General features: G+C 60.9%; 24 protein-coding genes. 18 read left to right on the top strand and 6 right to left on the bottom strand.

Annotated elements, in window-relative coordinates; translation table 11 throughout:
- Positions 1–224: 224 nt before the first annotated feature.
- The 3 genes from M0H32_RS17175 to M0H32_RS17165 form a co-directional block, all read right to left on the bottom strand.
- A complete protein-coding gene (locus M0H32_RS17175; protein WP_248156185.1) occupies positions 225–3116 on the bottom strand; it encodes a bifunctional diguanylate cyclase/phosphodiesterase in 2892 nt (963 codons plus the stop codon).
- 14 nt (positions 3117–3130) lie between these two features.
- Complete coding sequence (locus M0H32_RS17170) at positions 3131–3907, bottom strand: PstS family phosphate ABC transporter substrate-binding protein (RefSeq protein WP_345779342.1); 777 nt, start codon at positions 3905–3907, stop codon at positions 3131–3133.
- Between the two features lie 550 nt (positions 3908–4457).
- Positions 4458–5492 (bottom strand): LacI family DNA-binding transcriptional regulator, encoded by a 1035-nt coding sequence (locus M0H32_RS17165; protein ID WP_248156183.1) that lies wholly within the window; start codon positions 5490–5492, stop codon positions 4458–4460.
- A gap of 219 nt (positions 5493–5711) precedes the next feature.
- On the opposite strand from M0H32_RS17165, the gene M0H32_RS17160 reads away from it, so the two are divergent.
- The 8 genes from M0H32_RS17160 to M0H32_RS17125 all read left to right on the top strand — a co-directional run bounded on the left by M0H32_RS17160 (position 5712) and on the right by M0H32_RS17125 (position 14133).
- On the top strand, positions 5712–6944 hold the full coding sequence (locus M0H32_RS17160) for an ABC transporter substrate-binding protein (protein WP_248156182.1): 1233 nt from the start codon (positions 5712–5714) through the stop codon (positions 6942–6944).
- A 133-nt stretch (positions 6945–7077) separates the two neighbouring features.
- Positions 7078–7968 (top strand): carbohydrate ABC transporter permease, encoded by an 891-nt coding sequence (locus M0H32_RS17155; protein WP_248156181.1) that lies wholly within the window; start codon positions 7078–7080, stop codon positions 7966–7968.
- 68 nt (positions 7969–8036) lie between these two features.
- Complete coding sequence (locus tag M0H32_RS17150) at positions 8037–8963, top strand: carbohydrate ABC transporter permease (protein WP_248156358.1); 927 nt, start codon at positions 8037–8039, stop codon at positions 8961–8963.
- Positions 8964–8973: 10 nt separating this feature from the next.
- Positions 8974–10065 (top strand): ABC transporter ATP-binding protein, encoded by a 1092-nt coding sequence (locus tag M0H32_RS17145; protein WP_248156180.1) that lies wholly within the window; start codon positions 8974–8976, stop codon positions 10063–10065.
- Between the two features lie 33 nt (positions 10066–10098).
- Positions 10099–10845, top strand: coding sequence for a sugar phosphate isomerase/epimerase family protein (locus M0H32_RS17140; RefSeq protein WP_248156178.1), 747 nt, complete (start codon positions 10099–10101; stop codon positions 10843–10845).
- A 9-nt stretch (positions 10846–10854) separates the two neighbouring features.
- A complete protein-coding gene (locus tag M0H32_RS17135) occupies positions 10855–11976 on the top strand; it encodes a Gfo/Idh/MocA family protein (RefSeq protein WP_248156177.1) in 1122 nt (373 codons plus the stop codon).
- Positions 11977–11988: 12 nt separating this feature from the next.
- Positions 11989–13038 (top strand): L-glyceraldehyde 3-phosphate reductase, encoded by a 1050-nt coding sequence (mgrA, locus tag M0H32_RS17130; RefSeq protein ID WP_248156176.1) that lies wholly within the window; start codon positions 11989–11991, stop codon positions 13036–13038.
- Between the two features lie 36 nt (positions 13039–13074).
- A complete protein-coding gene (locus M0H32_RS17125) occupies positions 13075–14133 on the top strand; it encodes a sugar phosphate isomerase/epimerase family protein (RefSeq protein ID WP_248156173.1) in 1059 nt (352 codons plus the stop codon).
- A 255-nt stretch (positions 14134–14388) separates the two neighbouring features.
- Here M0H32_RS17125 and M0H32_RS17120 read toward each other — a convergent pair whose 3' ends face one another.
- Positions 14389–15603 (bottom strand): ROK family transcriptional regulator, encoded by a 1215-nt coding sequence (locus tag M0H32_RS17120; RefSeq protein ID WP_248156171.1) that lies wholly within the window; start codon positions 15601–15603, stop codon positions 14389–14391.
- 96 nt (positions 15604–15699) lie between these two features.
- On the opposite strand from M0H32_RS17120, the gene M0H32_RS17115 reads away from it, so the two are divergent.
- From M0H32_RS17115 to M0H32_RS17095, 5 genes are read left to right on the top strand one after another with little or no spacing between them, the layout of a single operon-like run.
- A complete protein-coding gene (locus M0H32_RS17115) occupies positions 15700–16944 on the top strand; it encodes an extracellular solute-binding protein (RefSeq protein ID WP_248156168.1) in 1245 nt (414 codons plus the stop codon).
- Between the two features lie 29 nt (positions 16945–16973).
- Entirely contained in the window at positions 16974–17867 is an 894-nt protein-coding gene (locus M0H32_RS17110) for a carbohydrate ABC transporter permease (RefSeq protein WP_248156166.1), read from the top strand.
- On the top strand, positions 17864–18703 hold the full coding sequence (locus M0H32_RS17105; RefSeq protein WP_248156164.1) for a carbohydrate ABC transporter permease: 840 nt from the start codon (positions 17864–17866) through the stop codon (positions 18701–18703). The genes M0H32_RS17110 and M0H32_RS17105 overlap by 4 nt, the downstream gene beginning before the upstream one ends.
- 33 nt (positions 18704–18736) lie before the next feature.
- On the top strand, positions 18737–19864 hold the full coding sequence (locus tag M0H32_RS17100) for an ABC transporter ATP-binding protein (RefSeq protein ID WP_248156163.1): 1128 nt from the start codon (positions 18737–18739) through the stop codon (positions 19862–19864).
- Positions 19861–20814, top strand: coding sequence for a glucokinase (locus M0H32_RS17095; RefSeq protein ID WP_248156162.1), 954 nt, complete (start codon positions 19861–19863; stop codon positions 20812–20814). The genes M0H32_RS17100 and M0H32_RS17095 overlap by 4 nt, the downstream gene beginning before the upstream one ends.
- Before the next feature lie 149 nt (positions 20815–20963).
- Here the strand turns inward: M0H32_RS17095 and M0H32_RS17090 are convergent, their stop codons facing one another.
- Both M0H32_RS17090 and pcaQ read right to left on the bottom strand, forming a co-directional pair.
- Positions 20964–21275: a hypothetical protein gene (locus M0H32_RS17090; RefSeq protein WP_248156161.1), complete on the bottom strand. Its 312-nt coding sequence runs from the start codon at positions 21273–21275 to the stop codon at positions 20964–20966.
- A gap of 93 nt (positions 21276–21368) precedes the next feature.
- Complete coding sequence (gene pcaQ / locus M0H32_RS17085; RefSeq protein ID WP_248156160.1) at positions 21369–22286, bottom strand: pca operon transcription factor PcaQ; 918 nt, start codon at positions 22284–22286, stop codon at positions 21369–21371.
- Positions 22287–22378: 92 nt separating this feature from the next.
- On the opposite strand from pcaQ, the gene pobA reads away from it, so the two are divergent.
- The 5 genes from pobA to pcaG are packed head-to-tail and all read left to right on the top strand — an operon-like array spanning position 22379 to position 26091.
- Positions 22379–23548 (top strand): 4-hydroxybenzoate 3-monooxygenase, encoded by a 1170-nt coding sequence (gene pobA, locus M0H32_RS17080; RefSeq protein ID WP_248156159.1) that lies wholly within the window; start codon positions 22379–22381, stop codon positions 23546–23548.
- Entirely contained in the window at positions 23548–24339 is a 792-nt protein-coding gene (gene pcaD / locus M0H32_RS17075) for a 3-oxoadipate enol-lactonase (protein WP_248156158.1), read from the top strand. Before pobA ends, pcaD begins: the two co-directional genes overlap by 1 nt.
- Positions 24332–24715: a 4-carboxymuconolactone decarboxylase gene (pcaC, locus tag M0H32_RS17070; protein ID WP_248156156.1), complete on the top strand. Its 384-nt coding sequence runs from the start codon at positions 24332–24334 to the stop codon at positions 24713–24715. The genes pcaD and pcaC overlap by 8 nt, the downstream gene beginning before the upstream one ends.
- A 23-nt stretch (positions 24716–24738) precedes the next feature.
- Positions 24739–25467 (top strand): protocatechuate 3,4-dioxygenase subunit beta, encoded by a 729-nt coding sequence (gene pcaH, locus M0H32_RS17065; protein ID WP_248156154.1) that lies wholly within the window; start codon positions 24739–24741, stop codon positions 25465–25467.
- 3 nt (positions 25468–25470) lie between these two features.
- Positions 25471–26091 carry a protocatechuate 3,4-dioxygenase subunit alpha gene (gene pcaG / locus M0H32_RS17060; RefSeq protein WP_248156152.1) on the top strand — a complete coding sequence of 207 codons (621 nt, stop codon included), beginning with the start codon at positions 25471–25473 and terminating at the stop codon, positions 26089–26091.
- Positions 26092–26267: the final 176 nt, after the last annotated feature.

The following is a 26267-nucleotide window of genomic DNA, read 5'->3' as shown; positions in this document are numbered from 1 at the left end:
TTGGAGACTGTTCGGCAAGGAGCAGATTGCAGGGCGATACGGGGTATCGTCCAAAATCTGCGACGCGGCAGAACAGCCTCCAAACGCGGCCTTCGGTGGCCTGTTCCGGCCCGCCGGACGGCGTTGCGCCGCTTGAACGGCCAACCAGGCCGTCCTGCGCAACGCGCCTTGCCGGCAAACCGGAACAGCGACATCAGATCGGTTCCTATTTAGTGCGGTTGGTATTACTGGGCCGCGGCTGTCAGCGATGACTGGCTGTTGCAAATCAGCTCTTCCACCCGCTCAAGCGGCATTGGACGGCCGAGATAGTAGCCCTGTGCATCCGTGCAGCCGATTTCGGTCAGCATATCCAGAAGCTCTCGGGTCTCCACACCTTCGGCGGTGGTGGTCATGTCCAGGTTCTTGGCCAGCTCGATGACCGCTTTCACGATCGAGATCGAATCCTCCGAATAGGCCATCGACCGGACAAAGGACTGGTCGATCTTGATCTTGTCGAACGGGAAACGGCGCAGATAGCTGAGCGATGAATAGCCCGTGCCGAAGTCGTCCATCGACACTTTCACGCCCAGGGACTTGGCCTGGTGCAAGGCTTCGAGCACTTCTTCCGAGTCGGTCAGAAGCACGGTTTCCGTCACTTCGAGCTCCAGCCTGTCCGCTCGCAGGCCTGAGTCCGACAGCGCTTTGACCAAAACCGGGCCGAAGGCATGCCCGCGCAGTTGCCGGGGCGACAAATTGACCGCGACGCGCAGGTCTTCCGGCCAGCCTGCGGCGATCCGGCAGGCTTCGTTGAGGACCCATTCGCCGACCTGAAGGATCAGGCCTGTGTCCTCGGCGATCGGGATGAAATCGCCCGGCGGCACCATTCCGCGCCTCGGATGGTTCCAGCGCACCAGCGCCTCGAAGCCGGAGATCCGGAAATCGTCGAGCGCATATTGCGGCTGGAAGAACAGTTCCAGCTCGTTGTTGGCCACCGCGCTGCGCAGATCGGTGATCAATTCGCGGCGGTCATTGACGGCTGTCCCCATGTCGGCCTGGAAGAACCTGTGGGTGTTGCGGCCGTCTTCCTTGGCCCGATAGAGTGCGAGATCCGCCTGTTTGAACAATTCGTCGCCAACAATGCCGTCGGCCCGAGCGACGGAAATGCCGATACTCACCCCGATGACGATCTCATGATCGGCGATGTGGAACGGCTGCGACAGTTCCCAGGTGATGAGTTCGGCCAGGTCTTCGACCTCGTTCGTCTTGACGGGCAATTTGGTCAGGATGGCGAATTCATCGCCGCCCAGCCGCACGACAAGATCCCTTTCGCCGCACAGGTCCCGCAACCGGTCGGCCACCTGCCGCAGCAATTCGTCGCCAATCGGATGCCCGAGGGAATCGTTGACGGTCTTGAACTCATCCAGGTCGAGACACAGGATGGCGAATTCGCCGCCCTCATCTTTTTGCCGCCGTAGCAGCAGATCCAGCTGCTCCCGGAACTCGATGCGGTTCGGCAGCTGGGTGAGAAGATCGTGCCGTGCCAGGAACGCCAGCCTGTCGCGGGCTTCCTGGCGTTCGGTCACGTCTTCGGAAATCGCGACCCAGCCGCCGTCCGCCAGGGGCTGGCGCGTGGTCAGGACGATCCGGCCGGAACGGGTCTTTTCCAGCTTCGTGCTTTGCGCGCCGGAAGGGGTCCGGTGCTCGGCATTGCGCGCGTCCTTGCGTGTGGTTTCCTCCGGTTCAAGCGTTTCGGATTGCTGAGCCGCAACCACCTGAGTCGCGGTCATGCCCGGCTTGACCCTGCCGCTCCGGCACTCGAACAGTTCGGCAAACCGCTGGTTGGACACGATCAGGCGGCCCTCCCGGTCGAACATGCACAAGCCGTGAGACATGTTATTGAGTGCCGCGTCGAACAGAATGTTCTGTTCGCGCAATTGCGCTTCCTGGGAGCGCAGGATGGTGTTTTTCTCGTGCACCCGGTTTCGCAGGGCATCGCGCTCCTTCACGGAGCGCTGCAGCGACACGACGGACCGGGCGATGTCGCCAACTTCATCCATCCGTTCCGTGCCGGCGACCTGGCTTTCGAAGTCGCCCGCCGCGATCCCGGTCAGCACGCGTGTGATCTTGGTCAAGGGCCGGGTGATCTGCCGGGACAGAAGGAAGGCGACCGCGGCAAAGGCCACCAGAGCCAGCAGCCCGAACAGGAACAGCCAGCGCAACAGCTTCTGCTCTTCTTCGGTGCCGATGCGGGTCAGTTCGGCCTGTGTTGCCGTCAATTCCTCGATCGGCAGCAGGGCGCAGACGGTCATCGGTGAGACCGGAACGCCGCATTCGATGATCCTGGCGCCGTTATAGGTGATGTTCGGCGCGGTCGGCGAAGTCTCCAGATCTGCCAGGCTTCCGGAAAAATTGGCCCGCGAGATCACCATATTGTCGAAAACGACGGCGAGCTCGAAGGAATTGATCTCGGCGAGATCCGCCAGCAGCGGTTCTTCGGTCCGCAACCATCGCTGCGCCAGCAATCCGCCGATGACATAGCCGAAATCATCGAACACCGGCACGAAGATCACCTGAGAGACGGCGTTGACCGTATCACCGGGCACAAAGATGCTGGTGTCGTCCCGCGGCAGGACGGCCGAGAAAGTCAGCTTCTCACCGGGATAACTGCTCTTCAGCGACGCTGCAATTTCACCGAAGAAGCCGAATTTCTGGATCCTGTCGTTGAGCGTCACCAGATCCGCGGAATAAGCGGACGCACCGATGACCCGGCCTTTTTCGTCGAGAACAATCAGGCTGTCGACGTCGGCCAGCTTGGCGGCCGGCCCCAAGAGCTCGGACATGGCGACATTGTTGCGGGATTCGACCGCCTTGGCGGTATCGACACGCTCCGAAATGGCATTCACCCGGCGGAGCCGGTCCTGAAACAGGAACTCAAGCCGCGTACCCGCCAGTTTCACGTCCGCGCTCAGGGTTTCCAGCAAGCGCGCATGCGACAGGTTGAGGAGTTCCGTCTCCTGCCGCGCCATGCTGCCTTCCAGCTGGTAGGCCACCAGCCCTATGAGACCGGCAAAGGCGCAGACAGCGGTGAAAACCGCGCCATAGGTGTAATGCCAGAGAAGGGATGAGTGACGGATCATGACTGTTCAGACCGCTAGTTGCCGGTGGGAACGCCACCGTAATTGCGGATCAATGCGCGAGCCTGATCTGACCGGCTGAAGGCGAGAAAGGCCTCCATGTCGGCGTCCAGCGTGCCCGCCTTGTAGATGAGGGCAAGGGTAACCGCACTCGGATAACCATCGTCGGTCGGATGATGGCCGTCGATCTTTACAACGGTCAGGCCGTCCTCGAGCGGCCGGGAATACGGCCCGAATGCAATGGCGCCTTCCACTTCCCGTGCGGTCTCGATGGCATCCTGGGTCGTCAGGGCTGTTTTGGAGCGGGGCGAAAATTCCAGATCCTTCCAGCCCGGCATCGTGCTCTTCAGGACCTGCAACGTGCTGTCAGCGTCCTCGCGCCGAACCAGACGGACGCGCAGATCGGCACCGCCCAATTCCGACCAGTTGGTGATCGCACCGGAATAGAGCCCGACAAGCTGGTCGCTCGTCAGCGTTTCGACGCCTGAAGAAGGATGGGTGAAAATTGCGCTCGGGATCTTCGCGATCGGCAGATATTCCAGACCGTATTCGACTTCACTTTCGGAGAGCGGCCGGGCGACACGTCCCATCCGTTCCGCCCCGGAGCCGACGGCAGCGATGCCGCCACCCGAACCTATGCTCGGCGGGATTTCCAACGCGATATCCGGATGCTCCGCCGCAAAACCGTTTCCGATTTCGCGCAGCATTTCAAGGCCGTCTCCTGTTCCGACGACCTTCAATCCCGCCTGGGCAGAGAGGGGCCCCGTCGACAAGACGAGAGAGCAAAGTGACATTGCCAAGCCAACTGCCAAAGAACGCATATCTACCACCAATGTTTGCTTGTATGACTTAGAATGCCACATTCAAGTTAACCAAACACTAAAACCCCCAGAAAATTTACAATAAATATGTATTCAAAACGCTCCTAAGAAATAGAAGTGAACAAGTCTGCAAATTGAAATCAAAATACGCTCTCGGCATTATTTGCCTATTGGGCAATTTTTGCCCAACCCATATAGACCTCTGCCTAATATTAACGCATACAGCAGTTTAATTCATCGCCATCTAAGTTCTTCGCAGTGATACTTACGTTGAATTGGCCCTTCACCCTCATCCCTCTAAGAGAAGGTTATATTTCCCTTTAGGGAAGACCTATGCGTGCCGCCCCTAGTGTGGTGAATTTGAAATTCGCCTCATTGTTGCAGCGACCATCGAAGCGAATTTCAAATTCGAAAACCACACTAGAAACATATGCTTGCTAGTCACCCTTTTGAATCTGAAGCTCGTTCCGAGTGTGCCGGGAAATAAGACGAGCTTCAGATTCGGGTGACTAGGGCCAGGACCCTAGTTCCTGGGTGCGGCCACACTTGCCCGGACGACAAGTTCCACATCGACCATAACCGGATCCTGGTCGGCTGACGCCGGTGCGTCGCCTGCTTCGATACGCTCCAGCAACAAGGACGAGGCTTTCGCTCCAAGCTCATGCCGGTCCTGGCGGATGGTGGTCAGCGCCGGCACGTAATACTCGGACAGTTCGATGTCGTCGAAACCGATCACCGATATGTCTTCCGGCACCCGAAGCCCATTGCCCGTCAGTGTCGCCATCAGACCGAAAGCCACCTGGTCGGAGGCGCAAAAAACGGCGGTCGGACGGTCGTCCATCGCCAGGATGCGTTCCCCCGCAACACGGCCGGAAGCCAGTGAGAAGTCGCCCCGGATAATCCAGTCGTCGCGGGTGGGCAGTTGGAGCCTGGCGCGCTCTTCCAGCATGCCTTCCCGCCGCGCATGGGTCAGAACATTGTCCTCGGGCCCGGTGATATGCGCGATCTTGCGATGCCCGAGATCGTAGAGGTGCCGGACCGCGAGACGCGCGCCATGGACATTGTCGCTGCGCACGGACGGAAGGTGGACACCCTGCATCCACTCGCAGGCAAAGACGACCCGACCGGCAACGTCATTGTCCTCTAGCAGCTGCAGCTCGTCTCGCGGCAACCCGCCATCGAGGCAGATCATGCCGTCGATCTGAGAGTCCAGAAAATAGTCGACAAACCGCCGGCCCGTGCTGGCCGGATCCTTCGTGTCGGCGATCAGCACCGACGTGTCGCGATCCCCAAAGGACTCGCTGATGCCTGCCAGGATCTGGGAGAAGAACGGGTTGCCGAGATTGGGCACGAGCACCAGAACGGCGCCGGCCTGACGCGTGCGCAGGTTGCGCGCGGCCCGGTTGACGCGGTAACCAGTCGAGCGGATCGCCGCGAAGACCTGTTCCCGGGTCGCCTCCGACAGCAGATCCGGGTTGCTCAGGGCGCGGCTCACCGTTGCCGTGGAGACGCCCGCCTCCCTGGCGACGTCCCGAATGCGCGCATTTTTTGGAACCAAGCCGCTCTCCCAAGCTTTTGATTGTCATTTGTTTTCAGACCACGGCCCGTGTGCACGTGCCCGGGTCGCGACATTCCGGGTTGACACGGAAGCGTTTCCCGAGAATGATGAATGTAATCGATTACATGAAGAATACAACAAAATGTAATCGATTACAAAACATGCGGTGGAGGCCGCATCGTGAGGACAATCGGACGATCCGTTCGATGGGAGGACAGAATGAAAGCATTACGCGCAGTTTTTGCAGCAACCACCGCCCTGTGTGCAGCCAGTGCTGCCAATGCCACGGACCTGGAAGTCACCCATTGGTGGACCTCCGGAGGTGAAGCCGCCGCCGTCGCGGAATTCGCCAAGGCATTTGACGCCACCGGCAATAAATGGGTCGACGGCGCCATTGCCGGATCCGGTGGCACCGCCCGCCCGATCATGATCAGCCGCATCACCGGCGGCGACCCGATGGGCGCCACACAGTTCAACCACGGCCGCCAGGCCGAAGAGCTGGTCGAAGCCGGCCTGATGCGCGACCTGACCGACATCGCCGAAGAAGGCAACTGGAAAGAGGTGGTCCGCCCGAGCAGCCTGCTCGACAGCTGCACGCTGGACGGCCGCATCTATTGTGTGCCGGTGAACATCCACTCCCAGCAGTGGCTGTGGCTGAACAACAAGGTGTTCGAGGACAACGGCCTGGCCGTGCCGAGCAACTGGGACGAATATGTTGCCGCCGCTCCGAAGCTTGAAGAGGCCGGCATCGTGCCGCTGGCCATGGGCCAGCAGCCCTGGCAGACGACACTTGCCTTCCAGGTGCTTCTGGTCGCCCTGATCGGTCCGGACGCCTATACCCAGGTCTTTGGCGGAAAGGATGCCGATCTCGCTGCCGGCCCGGAAATGGCCAAGGTGTTCCAGGCGGCCGCAACGGCCCGTGACATGGCCAAGAATTCCAACGTCCAGAACTGGAACGACGCCACAACCATGGTGATCACCGGCAAGGCCGCCGGCCAGATCATGGGCGACTGGGCGCAGGGTGAATTCCAGGTTGCCAACCAGGTGGCGGGCGAAGACTACTCCTGTCTGCCGGGCCTCGGCGTCAACGAAGTCATCATGACAGGTGGTGACGCCTTCTATTTCCCGAAGGTTGACGACGAAGCGATCACCGCAGCCCAGGGCGAACTTGCCAAGGTCATGCTGTCTCCGGAAACGCAGGTGGCCTTCAACCTGAAGAAAGGCTCTCTGCCTGTGCGCGGCGACGTTGACCTAAATGCAGCGAACGACTGCATGAAAAAGGGTCTCGACATCCTCGCCAAGGGTAACGTCATCCAGTCTCCGGACCAGCTGATGTCCGCCGACAGCCTGACACAGGTGAACGACCTCTTCGTCGAGTTCTTCAACAGCCCGTCCATGACGGCCGAAGACGCCCAGAAGCTGTTCGCCTCGATCGTCGCCAACGCCGACTAAATCCGGCTCACGGTTCGCCAGCCGTCATCCGGGGGCTTCCGGGCGGCTGGCGTCCTCCAGCCCTGCGCGCAGCGATGCGCGCAGGGAGCTCTCGGGCTGTATCCGACTTTCTCAGCGACAAGGACAACGAGGCATGGCCGCAGCGACGAAGCCGAGCCGGTGGCATCGCAATCTGAACGCCAAACTGGCTGCGATCCCGATGATCGTCACCGCCCTGGTGGTGTTTATCGGCGGGACGGTCTGGACGGTGGTCTATTCCTTCACCAATTCCAAACTCTTGCCACGCGAAAAATTCGTCGGCCTTGCCCAGTACGACCGGCTCTGGAGCAGCAGCAAATGGCTGATCTCCATCGAGAACCTCGCCATTTATGGAGCCTTCTCGCTGGTATTCTCGCTGTTGATCGGCTTCGTGCTGGCGGCGCTTCTCGACCAGAAGATCCGATTCGAGGACACGTTCCGGACCATCCTGCTCTATCCCTTTGCTTTGAGCTTCATCGTGACCGGCCTCGCCTGGCAATGGATTCTCAATCCGGATTTCGGCGTCCAGCAGGTGGTGCGCAATCTCGGCTGGGAGAGTTTTGCCTTCGATCCTCTCTACAATCCGGAGATCGTCATTTACGGCATTCTGATCGCCGGCCTCTGGCAGGGCACCGGCCTGATCATGTGCCTGATGCTGGCCGGCCTGCGCGGCATTGACGAGGACATCTGGAAGGCCGCCAAGATCGACGGCATCCCGATGTGGAAGACCTATATCTTCATCGTCATTCCGATGATGCGCGGCATCTTCATCACCGCGATCGTGCTGATCGCCTCCGGCATCATCAAGGTCTACGACCTGGTCGTCGCACAGACCGGCGGCGGGCCGGGCATCTCGTCCGAAGTGCCCGCCAAATACGTCTATGACGCCATGTTCCTGTCGCAGAATCTCGGCCAGGGTTTCGCCGCTTCGACCATGATGCTGCTGACCGTCGTGATCATCGTCGTGCCCTGGGCCTATCTCGAATTCGGAGGAAAACGCAAATGACCAAGGCGCCTCACCTCCTCAAAGCGTCGATGACATATGACGGCGGCCCTGCCGACACCGGACCCGACATGTCCCTGCGGCCCGGCAGCGGCGCGTCCGCGGCAAACCGCATCGTGGACGGTCCGGCCGGACGCAAGCCGCGCAAGGCACTGTCCCGCCGGAACATCCTGATCTACGGCACCCTGATCGTGGTCTGCCTCTATTACCTGCTGCCCCTCTACGTGATGATCGTGACCTCACTGAAGGGCATGCCGGAAATCCGCCTTGGCAACATCTTCGCGCCGCCAGTGGAGGTCACCTTCCAGCCCTGGGTAAAGGCCTGGGCGGAGGCGTGCACCGGCCTCAATTGCGACGGTCTCTCCCGCGGTTTCTTCAACTCGGTGAAGATCCTGGTGCCGTCCGTGATCCTGTCGATCATCATTGCCTCGATCAACGGTTACGCACTCGCCAACTGGCGGTTCAAGGGCTCGGAAACCTTCTTCACCATCCTCATCGTTGGCGCGTTCATTCCCTATCAGGTGATGATCTACCCGATCGTGATCATGCTCCGGGAAGTCGGCCTTTACGGCAGCCTGACCGGGCTTGTGATCGTGCACACCATTTTCGGCATGCCGATCCTGACACTGCTGTTCCGCAACTATTTCGCGTCCGTGCCGCAGGAGCTGTTCAAGGCGGCCAGGGTCGACGGAGCCGGATTCTGGGCGATCTACTTCCAGATCATGGTGCCGATGAGCCTGCCGATCTTCGTCGTCGCCATGATCCTGCAGGTAACCGGCATCTGGAACGACTTCCTGTTCGGCGTGATCTACACAAAGCCGGATCTCTATCCGATGACGGTGCAGCTCAACAACATCGTCAACTCGACCCAAGGGGTGAAGGAATACAACGTCAACATGGCCGCGACGATCCTGACCGGCCTGGTTCCCCTCACCATCTACTTCATTTCCGGAAAACTCTTCGTCCGCGGCATCGCCGCCGGGGCAGTGAAAGGCTGACGAGACTCTCATGGAAACAAGCATCGCCATCAACAATCTGTCCTTGAGTTTCGGCAATCTCGAAGTCCTGAAGGATCTCAATCTGGACGTCGGCAAAGGGGAATTCCTGGTGCTGCTCGGCTCGTCCGGCTGCGGAAAGTCCACGCTATTGAACTGTATTGCCGGCCTTCTGGACGTCACCGGCGGCCAGATCTTCATTGGCGGGCGCAACGTCACCTGGGAAGAGCCGTCCCAACGCGGCATCGGCATGGTGTTCCAGTCCTATGCGCTTTATCCGCAAATGACGGTCGGCGGAAATCTCAGCTTCGGCCTGAAGAACGCCGGCTTGCCCAAGGCGGAAATCGAGGAGCGCGTCAACCGCGCCGCGAAGATCCTGCAGATCGAACCGCTGTTGAAGCGCAAGCCAGCGGCACTCTCCGGCGGCCAGCGCCAGCGCGCCGCCATCGGCCGGGCACTGGTGCGCGATGCCGACGTGTTCCTGTTCGACGAACCCTTGTCGAACCTCGACGCCAAGCTGCGCGCGGACCTCCGGGTCGAGATCAAGCAGCTGCACCAGAAGCTGCACAACACCATGATCTACGTCACCCATGACCAGATCGAGGCCATGACCCTGGCCGACCGGATCGCGATCATGCGCGGCGGCCGGATCCTGCAGCTGGCCTCGCCCAACGAGATCTACAACCGCCCGGCCAGCAAATATGTCGCCGAGTTCATCGGCTCGCCGACCATGAATTTCTTCGAAGGATCCCTGGAAGAAATCGGCGGCAGCTACGCCTTCAAGACCGGGGACACCGTGTTCCCGCTGGACGGCTACACCTTCCAGAACGGCCCTCCGGCCAGCGGCGATGCCTGGTTCGGCATCCGTCCGGAACACATGGTCAGTGGCGCCGAGACCGCAAACGCACCGGTCCGGCTCGACGGTAAGGTCGAGCTGGTGGAACCGCTCGGCTCGGACACGCTGGCGCGTATCACGGTCGGCGAGCGGACCCTTTGGGTGCGGCTCGACGGCCAGGCCGACATCTCCCACGGCGATGCCATCCAGGTCGGTTTCGACCCGGCGCGCGCCAATATTTTCGACAAGGCAACCGAAAACCGGAACTGATCCGGCTCTTCCCAGACATTCAGGACAATGATTATGGACGTTTCCTTCCAGCTTTATTCAGCGCGCGAATTCACCCCCTGGGAAGGCGTGCTCAAGCGGCTCGCCGAGCTTGGCTACACCCAGGTCGAGGGTTTTGGCGGCAACTACGAGGACCCGGCCGCCTTCCGTGCGCTCCTCGACGCCAACGGGCTCACCATGCCATCCGGGCATTTCTTTCCGATGGAGCAGTTCGAAACCGACTTGGCCAAGGTGATCAACACCGCGAAAACCCTCGGCATGGAGAGGTTGTTCGTGCCGGCGGTGCCGCCCGAACAGCGCGTGCCTGACGCCGCCATGTGGCAGGACATTGCCAGCCGCCTGGCTACCATCGGCGCGAAGGTCCGCGACGCCGGCCTGCGCTTCGGCTGGCACAACCACGATTTCGAATTCGCCACCTGCGCCGACGGCCGGCTGCCGATGGACATTCTGCTTGAAGCCGCACCCTCCATCGAATGGGAAGCGGACATTGCCTGGATCGTGCGCGGTGGCCAAGATCCGCTGGCCTGGATCGAAAAATACGCCAGCCGCATAACCACCGCCCATGTCAAGGACATCGCGCCGGACGGCGAATGCGCGGACGAGGATGGCTGGGCCGATGTCGGCCAGGGCACCATGGACTGGAAAGGCATCATGGCCGCGCTCAAGGGCACCGGCGCCGATCTTTTCGTCATGGAACATGACAAACCCTCCGACGTCGACCGGTTTGCAAGCCGCTCCATCGACGCCTTCCGCACGTTCTGAGGACATAAAATGAGCAAGACTCTTGGTATCGGCATCCTTGGATGCGGAAACATCTCGGCCGCCTATATGCGCCTCGCCCCGCTCTTCAGGGGCATCGAGGTTCGGGCCTGCGCCGATCTCAACGAAGCCGCCGCAAAGGCCCGCGCGGACGAGTTCGGCCTGCGCGCGGAGACCGTCGACGGTCTGCTCGGTGCCGATGACATCGACATCATCGTCAACCTGACAGTTCCGGCTGCCCATTTCGAGGTCTCGAAAAGCATTCTGAACGCCGGCAAGCATGTCTATTCGGAAAAGCCCTTTGTCCTCAGCGTCGAAGAGGGCAAGGCGCTGGCCGCCATTGCCGAGCCAAAGGGGCTTCGGATCGGATCGGCACCGGACACGTTCCTGGGCGGTGCCCATCAGCTGGCCCGGCACCTGGTCGATGAAGGCGCGGTCGGCAAGATCACGTCCGGCACCTGTTTCGTGCAGAGCCCGGGCATGGAAATGTGGCATCCGAACCCGGACTTCTTCTTTCAGCCCGGCGGCGGCCCGATCCTCGATCTCGGTCCCTATTACGTTTCCAACCTTGTGCAGTTGCTTGGTCCGGTGAAACGGGTCTGCGCCATGAGTTCCTCCGGCTCGGAATACCGCACGATCACCTCCGAGCCGCGCAACGGGGAGAAGATCAAGGTCGAAACGCCGACCACGATCCATGCGGTGCTGCAGTTCCACTCCGGCGCGCAGATCACCTATTGCGCCAGCTGGGACGTCTGGCAGCACGGCCATTCCAACATGGAGCTTTACGGCCGGGACGGCACGCTGCATGTACCCGACCCCAACTTCTTCGGCGGCGAGATCCGGATGACCGACAAGGGCAGTTTCGTGAACGTGTCGGAAGCCTGGGACCATCCGTTCTCCAAGGCAAACGACCGCGGCCACGCCAATTATCGCACGGCGGGCCTGGCGGATATGGCCCTGGCCATCCTGGAAAACCGGCCGCACCGTTGCTCTTTGGAATTTGCTCTGCATGCTGTCGATGTGATGACGGCGATTCTCGGCTCCGGCGAGAGCGGCCAGTTCATCGACATCGGAACGACCTGTGAGCGCCCGGCCGCCCTCGACCCCGAGGCCGCGCGAGCCCTCCTGAGCTAACCTGGAGCTTTCATGACCTGGACTGCCGCGGCAACGCGCTACGACAAAATGGAATACCGCCGCTGCGGCAAATCCGGGCTGAAACTGCCCCTGATCTCGCTTGGCCTGTGGCACAATTTCGGCGACGACACGCCGCATGAGCGCAAGCAGGAGATTGCCCGGACAGCCTTCGATCTCGGCATCACTCATTTCGACCTTGCCAACAATTACGGCCCGAAACCGGGCGCGGCGGAATCGGCGTTCGGTGAATTGCTCAGGACCGATTTTGCACCCTACCGGGACGAGATGATCATTTCGTCGAAGGCAGGCTATGAAATGTGGCCCGGGCCTTACGGCGAATGGGGCAGCCGCAAATACCTGATTGCATCCTGCGACCAGTCGCTGAAGCGGATGGGGCTCGACTATGTCGACATCTTCTATTCCCACCGTTTCGATCCGGAGACACCGCTGGAAGAGACCATGATGGCGCTCGACCACATCGTGCGCTCCGGACGGGCGTTCTATGTCGGCATCTCGTCGTATAATTCCAAACGCACGCGGGAAGCGGCCGCCATCCTGAAGGAGCTGGGCACACCCTGCCTCATTCACCAGCCGAGCTATTCGATGATCAACCGCTGGGTGGAAGAGGATGGCCTTCTCGACACGCTGGAAGATCTCGGCATCGGCTCCATCGCCTTTTCGCCGCTTGCCCAGGGCATGCTGACGAACAAGTACCTGAAAGGCATTCCGGAGGGCAGCCGGGCCACCCAGGGCAAGTCACTGCAGGACCAGTTCCTGAGCGAGGAAAACCTGGCAACGATCCGGGCGCTCAACGCGATTGCCGAAAGGCGCGGCCAGACGCTGGCTCAGATGGCGCTCGCCTGGGTGTTGCGCCAGGGCCGGGTGACGACAGCGCTGATCGGCGCCAGCCGGGCCAGCCAGGTCGTGGACTGTGTCGGCACCATCGCCAATCTGGAGTTTTCGGACGCGGAACTGGAAGAGATTGCCGCCAACACCCGCGAGGCGGACATCAATCTCTGGGCGGCGTCGGCCGAGCGCAAGGGCCCGTCCCGGAAGAAATAACAGCTGCTGCAACGCAGTCATTTGAAGGAGGAAGCCATGGCCGGACTGATCAAGGGACCCGCAATTTTCCTGGCGCAATTCGGAGGCGACGAGGCGCCGTTCAACTCGCTGCCCGCCATTGCCAAATGGGCGGCCGGCCTTGGCTATAAGGGGATCCAGATCCCGACCTTCGACGGCCGGCTGTTCGATCTGAACAAGGCCGCCGAAAGCCAGGCCTATTGCGACGAGGTCAAGGGCATCTGTTCCGATGCCGGCGTGGAAATCACCGAGCTGTCCACCCACCTGCAGGGCCAACTCGTGGCCGTGCATCCGGCCTATGACCTGGCCTTTGACGGCTTCGCGCCGCCGGAGGTGCACGGCAACCCGAAAGCCCGGCAGGACTGGGCCGTCGACCAGATGAAGAAAGCCGCGATTGCCAGCCGCAATCTCGGCCTGACCGCCTCCGTCAGCTTCACCGGCTCGCTCGCCTTCCCCTATCTCTATCCCTGGCCGCAACGCCCGGCGGGCCTGATCGAGGAAGCCTTCAGGGAACTGGCCGCGCGCTGGAAACCGATCCTGGACGTTTATGAGGACAATGGCGTCGATGTCGGCTATGAGATCCACCCGGGCGAAGATGTTTTCGACGGCGTGACCTTCGAGATGTTTCTGGAGGCGCTCGACGGCCACAAGCGCTGCCAGATCAACTACGACCCCTCGCATTTCCTGCTGCAGCAGCTCGATTATCTGGCCTTCATCGACATCTATCACGAGCGCATCTGCGCCTATCACGTGAAGGACGCCGAGTTCAATCCGGACGGACGCCAGGGCGTCTATTCCGGCTACCAGAGCTGGGCACACCGGGCCGGCCGGTTTCGTTCGCTCGGCGACGGCCAGGTCGATTTTTCCGGCATCTTCTCCAGGCTCGCCCATTACGGTTACGACAGCTGGGCGGTGCTGGAATGGGAATGCTGCCTGAAGTCACCGCAGCAGGGCGCCGCCGAAGGCGCGCCCTTCATCGAAAGCCACATCATCGAGGTCACCGACAAGGCTTTCGACGACTTCGCCGGCGCGGAGACGGATCAGGCGCAGATCCGGCAGATGCTGGGCCTTTCGTAAGAATTTTGCTGCGTGGCCTCATAATTCGGTGTCACCCCGGACGACCGAAGGGAGATCCGGGGCCCACTCGTTTCCAGAGATTCTTTTTGAGTTTCTGAAACCGCCAATCCACAGACTTTCTGCTTCAGCAAGCGGCACTGCGAGTGGGCCCCGGATCTGCGCTACGCTTGTCCGGGGTGACACCGAGTGTTGTTCAAATACCCGGGCAATTGCCAAATGCTGTTGGCGTCTGATTGGGTGGTCGCCTTCCAGCCTCTACAACAACAGATGCGACACCGACGGCGCATAGAGTGCGTCGACAGCGGCTGCCGTCGCGCCAAGAGCAACAGCGGTTGCCCCGGATGTACCGATATGGATGCGGCCCGCTTGCGAGGTGCCGTCGAGACGGCACGGCAGGGGCTGGGCCCGGTCCAGGATGGCCTGAAGGAAATCTGGCCGGATGATGCCGCCGAGGATGATCACTTCCGGGTCCAGCATCATGTCGACCATGTTGATCATCTGGCGCGTCAGCGGCGCGACCGCGTCGATCCAGCCGAGCACCTCGGGATCGCCAGCCTCGAACAAGGCCTCGATTCTTGAGACGGAGGCATGCGAGGTCGGGTCCAGACCCAGTGTCTCGCAGAGCGCATTGAGCGACAGGTAGCGCTCAAGACAGCCGCGGTTGCCGCAGCTGCAAGGCGGTCCGTTCGGATTGATGATCAAATGACCGATTTCACCGGCATTCTTGGACGCCCCCGGATAAAGCGCGCCGTTCAAAACCAGGCCTGCTCCAAGACCCATGCCGAACTGAATGAAGGCGAAACTGGTGTAACCGCGACCGATGCCATAAACATGTTCGCCCAGCGCGGCGGCCGAGGCATCGTTCTGCAGCACCACGGGCAGGCGCAGCGCTTCCTGCAGCTTGCCGAGATTGACCGGTGACCCGAATTCGGAAAAGGTCGTCGCGTCGGTTTTGGCTTCGGGCGCATCAACCAGATCGAAGGGGCCGGGCGCAGCCAGTCCGACGCCGAACAGGCGCTTGGCCAGATCCGGTTTTTCCATCCTGAATTCTTCCGCCAGCGCAATGATGCGGTCATTGGCGGCCTCCGGCGTCGCAGCCTCCAGACTGCCGCCGGACTGCCAGACGATTTGACCGTTGAGGTCACAGGCGGCTGCCGTGACCGACAAGCGGTCGACATGAAAGCCGAGGCTGAAGGCATGGTCGGCCTTCAGCTGGACGGTCATGCCCGGATGGCCGCGTCCCTTTGCCTTCTGGGCCTTCATCTCAACGACACCGCGGCTTTCCAGTTCACCGACGATGTTCTGAACGGTTTGCCGGGAAAGCGACGTGATTTCAGATATTTCCGTGCGGCCGATCGGACCTCTTGTGCGGATCACTTCCAGCACAACCCGGTGATTGTGGGTCTTGGCGCGGGTGAGATTGGTGCCGCTGGTGCGGAACGAGGCGGGGATCGGTGAGCTGTCATTCATTCGTCCAATACAGCAGATATTATTTTTTCTATCAATTTGACAAAATAAAAAATCCGCGCTTAGGATGCGCTGCCTACAGAAAAACCGGAGGGCGAGATGAAGACGTTTGGAAAACTAATTTTAGGGTCCGCCTTTGCGACCCTGGCCATGGCCTCGACGGCAATGGCCGACACCACCTTGAATGCACTTTTCATGAGCCAGGCGGCCTACAGCGAAGACGACATCAAGTCGATGACCGCCAAGTTCGAGGCCGCCAATCCCGGCGTCACCGTCGATCTGGAATTCGTGCCCTACGAGGCATTGCACGACAAGATCATCGCGGCGGCGGGCGCGGGCGACGATGGCTATGACGTTGTCCTGTTCGACGTGATCTGGCCGGCGGAATTCGCAACACGCGGTTTCCTGCAGGACGTTACCGACCGCATCCCCGCCGACTATACCGACAAGGTGTTCGACGGTGCCTGGACCACGGTCGAATATGCCGGCAAGCGCTACGGCATGCCCTGGATCCTCGATACCAAATACCTGTTCTACAACGCCGAGATGCTGGAAGCGGCCGGCATCTCCGAACCGCCAAAGACCTGGAATGAACTGGTCTCCCAGGCCAAGCAGATCAAGGACAAGGGCATTGTCGAATATCCGCTGGTCTGGAGCTGGTCCCAGTCGGAAGCCATGATCTGCGACTTCACCACCCTGACCGCCGCCAATGACGGTGCGTTCTTCGAGGAAGGCCAGCCGGCCTTTACCGCGGGCGGCGCCAGGGACGCGGTTGCCTTCATGAAGGCGACACTCGATGAAGGCCTCACCAACCCGTCCTCGCGCGAATATTTCGAAGAGGATGTGCGCCGGGTGTTCTCCAATGGCGAGGCGGCTTTCGCGCTCAACTGGACCTACATGAACGCGCTTGCCAACGATCCGGCGGAAAGCAAGGTTGCCGGCAAGGTCAAGGTGGCGCCGGCGCCGGGTGTCGAAGGCAAGTCGACAGCCTCCAGCGTCAACGGCTCCATGGGGCTCGGCATCCCGGCCAACAGCCCGCATGCGGACGAAGCCTGGGCCTATATCTCCTTCCTGACCCAGAAGGACATCCAGGACGATTATGCCAAGCTCAGCCTGCCGATCTGGAAGGCGTCCTATTCCGAGCCGAAGGTCATGGACGGTCAGGAAGAGCTGATTTCCGCGGCCAAACAGTCGATCGCGGTGATGTATCCGCGCCCGCTGGTGCCCTCCTATACGGAAGTCTCCGACATCCTTCAGAAGAACATCCACCAGGTTTTGCTCGGCCAGACCGGTGTGGATGAGGCGCTGGAAGCGGCCGCCGACCGCGTCAAGCGGATCCGTTGATCCGGCTTTGACCTGAAGGAAACAGACCCATGCATGGCCGACGCCAGACAAAAGAAAAATGGATTTTGCTGGCGCCGGCCATTCTCGTGCTCGCGCTGATCACCCTGATCCCGCTGGCCAACACGGTGTGGCTGAGTTTCACCGACACGAAGATCTCGGCCCTGCCGGTGCCGGTGCATTTCATCGGCCTGGAAAACTTTATCTACGCGCTGACCGACCCGGATTTTCAGGCAGCGCTCTATCGAACGCTCTATTTCACCATCGTCTCGGTGGGGCTTGAAGGCATTCTCGGCGTCGCCGTCGCGGTGCTCCTGAACCAGGAATTCCGCGGCCGGACGCTGCTTCGGGCGCTGATCATCCTGCCCTGGGCCGTGCCGACCATCGTCAACGCCGTTGCCTGGCGGCTGATCTATCATCCGGACTATGGTGCGCTGAATTCGCTGCTCTATCAGATCGGCCTGATCTCGGACTATCGCAGCTGGATCGGCGATCCGATGACGGCCATGAACATGGTGATCCTGGCCGATGTCTGGAAGAACTTTCCGCTGGTGGCCTATGTGGCGCTGGCGGCGCTGCAGACCGTGCCCGGCGACCTCAACAAGGCGGCCGCCGTCGAAGGTGCCGGTCCCTGGAAACGCTTCGTCTCCATCACGCTGCCCTGGATCGCCGGGCCGCTGATGGTGGTGATGGTGCTGAGAACCATCGAGGCCTTCCGTGTCTTCGACATCGTCTATGTCATGACCGGCGGCGGACCCGCCGACAGCACCAAGACCGCGAGCTTCTATGTCTACCAGGAGTATTTCAACTATCTCAGGAGCGGCAGCGGTGCGTCCTACGCGGTGCTGGTCGCAGGCATCAGCGCGGTTCTGATCCTGGCTTATTATTCGGCGTCGAAACGCCAGACAGCGGGAGCGGCGGCATGAGACGGTCCCTCTCCCAGACCCTTGTCCTTTACGGCTGCGCCGCGCTGCTGGCGGTCTTTACCCTGGCGCCTCTTCTCTGGCTGGTCGTGATGAGCATCAGCGCTCCGACCGACCTGACAGAGGTTCCACTGCGCTGGATCCCGTCGCAAGTCGATTTCAGCCGCTATGCCAGCCTGCTCAGCCTGGAGGGCGGCAACGGCGAACGTTTCCTGAGCGCGCTGCGCAACTCCCTTTTGACGGCAGGTGGAGCGACGGCAGCCGCGCTTCTGCTGGCGATCCCGGCGGCCTATGCCTTTTCCCGGCGGCGCGCGTCGATGGTGCTTCTGTTCGCGTTCCTGGCGACCATCATGATGCCGCCGATCACCTATATCCTGCCGCTTTATGCGACTTTCAGCACCTTCGGCATGCTCAACCACACGATCACGCTGGTGATCGTCTATACGGCGATGCTGCTGCCCTTCGCGACCTGGCTGATGAAGGCCAATATCGACGTCTTGCCGCTGGAAGTGGAACAGGCCGCCTTCATGGAAGGCGCGAGCACGCCCTATACGATCCGCGAAGTGGTTCTGCCGCTGGCGCTGCCCGCGATTGCCGCAACCGCCATGCTGTCCTTCCTGGTCGCCTGGGATGAGTTCTTCTATGCGCTGATCTTCACCAACGACCTGTCGGCCAAGACTCTGCCCGTGGCGATCGCCGATTTTTCCGCCGGCCGGGTCACCGACTACGGCGTTATCGCGTCGGTCGGGGTTCTCGCGACCCTGCCTCCGGCGATCCTCGCCATCGCCTTTCAGAAATTCATCGTCTCGGGACTGGTGGCCGGCTCCGTCAAGGGCTGAGCCATTCCTGAAGACCTAAGGAACAGTCGCGTTATGCAGCAGACCTCCATTCTCACAATCGACAGCCTGCACAAGACATACGGCGATGTCGCCGTCCTGAAAGACATCACCCTGACCATGGAACCGGGTGAGTTCCTGGTTCTGGTCGGCCCGTCAGGCTGCGGCAAGTCGACCTTGCTCAGCTGCATTTCCGGCCTGACGGAGATCACCTCCGGCGCCATCGGCATTGCCGGCAAGGACCGGACCCATGACGAACCGGCCGACCGGGACATCGCCATGGTGTTCCAGTCCTACGCGCTGTTTCCCAACATGAGCGTTGCGCGCAACATCGGCTTCGGCCTGGAGGTCCGGAAGGTCGCGGAGGCCGAGAAGAAACAAAAGGTGGCCGAGGTCGCCGAACTCCTGAAGATCGCTCAACTGCTGGAACGCAAACCGGCGGAACTTTCCGGCGGCCAGCGCCAGCGCGTCGCCATGGGGCGGGCCCTGGTGCGAGACCCGAAACTGTTCCTGTTCGACGAGCCGCTCTCCAATCTCGACGCCAAGCTGCGCGTGACCATGCGCACGGAAATCAAGCGCATCCACCAGACCACCGGTGCCTCAATCGTCTATGTCACCCATGACCAGATCGAGGCGATGACGCTCGCCAGCCGCATCGTGGTGATGAAGGACGGCGTCATCCAGCAGATCGGAACGCCGCAGGAAATCTACAACACGCCGGTGAATGCCTTTGTCGCCGATTTCATGGGCGCGCCGTCCATGAACCTGATGACGGCCCAAGTTGCCCGCGACGGAGACCGGATCCGCATCGAAATCCCGGCGGCGGACGGCGTGCCAGTCGAACTCTTCGATTACGGCACGCCTCCCGAACGACTTCCCGACGGACATGGAAATGTCCTGGTCGGCCTTCGTCCGGAAGCCATGCGGGATGCAGCCCAGATGAACGGCGCGCTCAACAACCGCCACATCCAGACCGCATCCTGCCTGCTCGATGTGGTCGAACCGGCCGGGGCCGACACCTATGCGGTGATCAATCTGGGTGGCAAGGAAGCCGTTGCGCGGCTTTCCGCCGATGCTGACGTGCAAGCGGGAGAGCGGACGGAGATTGCCTTCGATCTTTCCAAGATCTCCTATTTCGACATGGATTCCGGAGTGCGCCTATGAGCGGACGGCAGGGCCTTGCGGCCGATATCGGCGGCACCAACACCCGGCTTGCGCTGGTGGAGAACGGGCGGGTGCTCGAGGAGACGATTGCCCGGTACCGCAACCGGGATTTCGGCACGCCGGAAGAAGCCATCGACGCCTACCTGGCCGGTGCCGGCCATCCGGCCTGTAGGTCGGCCGTGATCGCGATCGCCGCGCCGATCAACGGCAAGGCCATCCGCATGACCAACCATCCCTGGACCTTCGATGCCACCTGCATCGGCAAGGTGCTGGGCGGGGCGGACGTCACCTTCCTCAACGATTTCGAGGCGCTCGCCTATTCGCTCGACCGGGTGGCGCCGGAGCGGCTCAAATCCGTTTACGGCTCCGCTCAAGCTGTTTCAATCGGTGCGACCCGGTTGGTGGTCGGCGCCGGAACCGGCTTCAACGCGGCGGCGCTTTTCCAGAACAGCGGCGGTCTCCATGTCGGCACGGGCGAATGCGGGCATGCCACGCTGGCCGTCGAAACCGAAACCGAACTGCAGCTCTGGAAATATCTCGCCCGAAACCGTGGCCGCGCCTCAATTGAACGGGCGCTGTCCGGCAGGGGCTTACGCGAGATCTATGAATGGCATTGCCTTGAAAAAGGCCTCGCGCCAGACACCCTTAGCCCCGCTGAAATTGCGGCGCTTGCCAATTCTGGCGCGGACCAGACCTGCGAAGCCGCCGCGCGCCAGTGGGTGACGTTTCTCGGCCGGGTGATCGGCGATCTCGCGCTGGTGTTCCTGTCCCTCGGCGGCATCGTCCTGACCGGAGGCGTCACCCGCAGCCTGGCGCGATTTCTGTCGGAACCTGAATTCCTCAATGCCTTCTGCGCCAAGGGCCGCCAGCAGCAGCTGGTCTCCGGCATCCCGGTGCATCTGCTGGATGATGATTTCGCGGCTCTGAGTGGGTGTGCTGCGCGGATGTAGGGTCCCTGCGCAATCAATTTCCTGATTGGATCATCCGGATAGGAGGTGCAAAAGATATCTTGTTCGGACCTTAGGGAATTCGCCGCTTTTTCACAGTCGGGAATTGGGAACCGGCATCAAAGCCAGCCCCTCAAGAAGAAGTAATCTAATTAACTGAGAAATCTTGAAGTCACCAGAACTAAAAACCCAAAAACGCACAATGAATACCCAATCCAAAAATATCGTTTTTTAAAACTATTTTCAAACTCTTCCTCAAACTCTTTTGGCGGAGCATTTTCCTTGATAAGGTAATAGAAATTTATAACATTAACTCTAGTAAGAGCTGATTTCACCCATTTGTTTTCTTCTGCTTTCCATTTTTTCAACAACCGGCGCTCCGCAATGCAGCAAACCAGCAGAAAAGCAAAGCTGAAAACCATAAGAAAATAACCGAGTAAACCAAAATATTGATTGATATCCAATGATCTAACCTCCAAGTTCGTTTATTAAAATAGCAAGGCCTAGCTCTGCAAATAGAGTTAAACTTGCCGCCTCAAATTCAATCATCCGACACCTCAAGACCTCAACCCCAGCTCCTCGATTACCGTCTGCACCGCCAGCCGGAACATCTGTTCCTCGGGCCCCGGCTGGGTGTCAGGGCGGGTCATCAGGCCGACCGGGCCCTTGGTGATGTCGGTTTCAAACGGCAGGCGCACAAGATGGCCGTCGGCGGTCTCGTTCTGGACGACGCCGGAGGAGATGATCCAGACCGCGTCGGTCTTGCGCGTGTAGACGCGGCCGAAAGCGCCGGAGACCGTCTCGATCTTGTTCGGGATCTCGCCAACCCCGTTGGCGATCATGAAGCGTTCGACCAACGGCCGGATCGCGGCCCCGTCCGGCGGATAGATCACCGGCCAGTCGACAATGCGCTTGATGTCGGGTTTCTCCAGAAGCGGATGGCCGGCACGTACGATCAGGTCGACCCGTTCCGAATAGAGCTGGGTGAAGGAAACGCCTTCCATGGACTCCGGGCGGCCGAGCCGGCCGATCACCAGGTCGAGTTCGCCCAGCTTCAGCCGCTCAATCAGGTAGCCATGTGGCCCGTCCATGATCTGCACCATGACGTTGGGCGCAAGGTCGGCGAATTCGCGGATCACCGGCGGCATGAAGCTGGCGGCAACGCTCGGCAGCACGCCGACCTTCAGCGTCGCCCGCGCCTCGCTTTCCTTTTCGACGCCATCCAGGCCCTGCTGCAGGCTGGCCAGCGAGATCTGCGCGAAATGCAGGAACACCTTGCCTTCCCGGGTCAGCTGGATGCCGGCCCGGTTGCGCGTCATCAGGCTGGCGCCGATGATTTCCTCCAGTTCCTTCAGCGTCTTGGAAATGGCGGGCTGGGTCAAATGCAGCTTGTCCGCCGCCAGTTTCAGGCTGCGCTCCTGCGCGATTTCGACGAAACACTGGATGTGGCGGAACTTGATGCGCCGGTCGATCATTTAATTATCGTTTCCAGAAAGTAAGATGCTTCATATCTCATTTTACTTCCCGATTTTGATCATTCAATATGAAATCAATCAGGGAGGAACAGATGCGAACTCAGGTTGTTATCGTCGGCGGTGGCCCGTCGGGCCTTTTGCTCGGCCAGCTTCTACACTTGAAGGGCATCGAGACGGTCATTCTGGAGCGCAAGACGCGCGATTATGTGCTTGGCCGCATCCGCGCCGGCATTCTGGAAACCGGTCTTGTCGGCATGATGCGCGAGGCCGGTGTTGCCGAGCGGATGGACAAGGAATGTTTCGTTCATCACGGCACCTGCATCTCCTATGAAAACGAGATGTTCGACATCAATTTCCAGAAGCTGATCGGCGAGAACGTCATTGTCTATGGTCAGACGGAAGTGACCCGGGATCTTTATGACGCAAGGGACAAGGTCGGCGGTCAGACTATTTTTGAAGTGGAGGAAGTCGAGATCCGCGACGCTGACAGCGACAACCCCTATGTCACCTTTACCGTCGATGGCAGCGCGCGCCGGATCGACTGCGACTTTGTCGCCGGCTGCGACGGCTTTCACGGCGTCAGCCGCAAGACCATCCCCGACACCGTGCTGAAGGAATACGAGAAGGTCTATCCGTTCGGCTGGCTCGGCGTCCTGTCCGAAACGCCGCCCGTCCATGACGAGCTGATCTATGCCAACTCGGAGCGCGGCTTCGCCCTCTGTTCCATGCGCAACGACAACCTGTCGCGCTACTATGTCCAGTGCGGTCTGGAAGACGACATCTTCGAATGGACCGACGAGAAGTTCTGGGAAGAGCTGAAGCGCCGGGTGCCGGAAGCCATTGCCGACAAGCTGGTTACCGGCCCGTCGATCGAAAAATCCATCGCACCGCTGCGCTCCTTCGTCTGCGAACCGATGCGCTGGGGCCGACTGTTCCTGTGTGGTGACGCCGCCCATATCGTGCCGCCGACCGGCGCCAAGGGCCTCAACACCGCCGCCTCCGACGTGCATTATCTCTATGAAGGCCTCATCCAGTTCTACCAGGACAAGGACAGCCACGGCATCGACACCTATTCGGAAAAGGCGCTCGCCCGGATCTGGAAAGCCGAGCGTTTCAGCTGGGCCACCACCAACATGCTGCACCGGTTCCCGGACCAGACAGGGTTCGACCTGAAGATGCAGCGCGCGGAAATCGAGTCGCTGCATTACAACGAAATTGCGCAGAGATGGTTCGCGCAGAATTACGTTGGACTGCCCTACTGATGAAGATCGCTCAGCTCAAATCCGCCGATATCCACTGGCGCGAAGACGGTGACCCGAGAGGCCAGCCGGTGGTCTTCGCCAATTCGCTCGGCACCGATCTCAGGCTCTGGGACAAGGTGGTCGAGCGGCTGTCGGGCTTCGGCCTCCGGCTGATCCGCTTCGACAAGCGCGGCCATGGCCTCTCCTCCTGCCCGGCGGGACCCTATTCCCTGGACGATCTCGTCGATGACACCGGTCAGCTGCTCGATCATCTCGAGATCAACAAATGCGTCTTTGTCGGCCTTTCCATCGGCGGCATGATCGGTCAGGTGCTGGCGAGCCGGCAGCCGGAGCGGTTCCGGGGCCTGGTGCTCGCGGACACGGCCGTGAAGATGGGCGAACCCGCGATGTGGCAGGAACGGATCGCCAGGATCCGCGCCGGCGGACTGGAAAGCATCGCGGACGCGATCATGGAGCGCTGGTTCTGCGGCGATTTCCTGAAAACGGCCGAGGCAGACGCCTGGCGGAACATGCTGACCCGGACGCCGGTGGAAGGCTATATCGGCTGCTGCGAGGCGATTGGCGCGGCCAATCTCACCGAAACAACCGCAGCCCTGCGCCTGCCCGTGCTCGGCCTGGCCGGCGCGGAGGATCGCGCCAGCGCGCCCGAAATCGTGCGGGCGACAACGGCGCTCGTGCCCGGCAGCCGCTACCATGAAATCGAACAGGCCGGGCACCTTCCCTGCGTCGAGCAGCCGGACGTTTTTACCGGCCACCTCATCAAGTTCCTGAAGGAGGACCTCCATGTCTGAGCGTTTTGAAACCGGCATGAAGGTCCGCCGCTCCGTGCTCGGCGACGATCATGTCGACCGCGCGGAAGCGGCCAAGTCGGCGCTGGACGAGCCGTTTCAGACCCTGATCACCGAGACCGCCTGGGGCAATGTCTGGGCGTCCGACGGCATCAGCAATCGCGAACGCTCCATGCTGACGCTGGCGCTGCTCGCCGCGCTCGGCAATTTCGAGGAAATTCCGATGCATATCCGGGCGACAGTGCGCACCGGTGCCAGCAAACAGGATGTGCTCGAGGCCTTTCAACATGTGGCGATTTATGCCGGTGTGCCGCGCGCCAACCAGGCGCTGAAACTGGCCAAACAGACTTACGCAGAAATGGAGGCCGATCAGGCCTGACAGCTCCTTGAGGAGGAGAGGACATGCTCAAACCGGGTGAATTCTATCAACGCGACCGCGAGCGCCAGCCGCCCGCGCTGACCCGCGACTACAAGACCAGCGTGTCGCGCTCGCCGCAATATTCGCTGATCAGCCTGCAGAATTCGGTCTCCGAGATCACCGGGCCGACCTTCGGCCACAACGACATCGACCCGCTCGACAAGGACCTGATCTACAATTACGCCAAGCCGGGCGAGAGCGCGATCGGCGAGCGCATCATCCTGCATGGACGCGTGCTGGACGAAAACGCGCGGCCGATCCCGAACACGCTGGTGGAGATCTGGCAGGCCAATGCCGGTGGCCGCTACCGGCACAAGAAGGACACATACCTGGCGCCCATCGACCCGAATTTCGGCGGCTGCGGCAGAACCCTGACCGACGAAAACGGCTACTATTATTTCCGCACGGTGAAACCGGGCGCCTATCCCTGGCGCAATTGGGTCAACAACTGGCGGCCTGCCCACATTCACATGTCGATCTTCGGCACGGCCTTCTGCCAGCGACTGATCACTCAGTGCTATTTCGAGGGCGATCCGCTGATCCCGAAATGTCCGATCGTCAACACCATTCCGGACCCGGAGGCCATCGAGCAACTGGTTGCCAAGCTGGATCTCAACGGCACCATTCCGCTGGACACCATCGCCTACAAGTTCGACATCGTGTTGCGCGGCCGCCGCTCGACCCTGTTCGAAAACCGTCTGGAGGGGAACTGAGCCATGCCCCAGAAACTCGATTACCTGCCCGAAACCGCCTCACAAACCGCCGGTCCCTACGTTCATATCGGCCTCGCGCCGGGCGCTGCCGGGTTTGACATCTACAAGCAGGAACTCGGCTGGGACATTGCCGGTCCGAATGCCAGGGGCGAACGCATCCGTGTCGAGGGCATCGTCATGGACGGCATGGGCTCGCCCATCAAGGACGTCATGCTGGAAGTCTGGCAGGCCAATGCGGATGGCAACTATGCCCATCCGGAAGGCGGCGGCGACGTCGAGGACGGTTTCCGCGGCTGGGGCCGCGTGATCACCGATTTCGAAACCGGCGAATGGGGCTTCGACACGATCAAGCCGGGAACCTGCCCGGGCCGCAATGTCGGCCCCCAGGCACCGCATCTCAACCTGTGGATCGTCGCACGCGGCATCAATATCGGCCTCAACACGCGCATGTATTTCGAGGACGAGACCGAAGCCAATGCCAAGGATCCGGTGCTCAACCTGATCGAATGGGAACGCCGCCGGGCCACCCTCATCGCCGAAAGAACCGAGCGCGACGGCAAGACGGTCTACCGCTTCGACATCAAGGTACAGGGCGAAGACGAGACGGTCTTTTTCGATGTTTGATGGAAGCCCATCCAAACTTTCAACGTCATCCTGAGGCGCCGCGATGGCGGCGTCTCGAAGGATCGGCCAAGATCCCGAGCGTGCCGCCCATCCTTCGAGACGGGCCTAACGGCCCTCCTCAGGATGACGTCGGTGGAATGGCCGGTCCCATGGCCGGTAACCCAACAACGAGAATC

The sequence above is a fragment of the Roseibium sediminicola genome (assembly GCF_023156505.1).
Lineage (GTDB): Bacteria > Pseudomonadota > Alphaproteobacteria > Rhizobiales > Stappiaceae > Roseibium > Roseibium sediminicola.
Note: the sequence above shows the minus strand (reverse complement) of the source record. Positions and strands in the feature narration are given on the sequence as shown.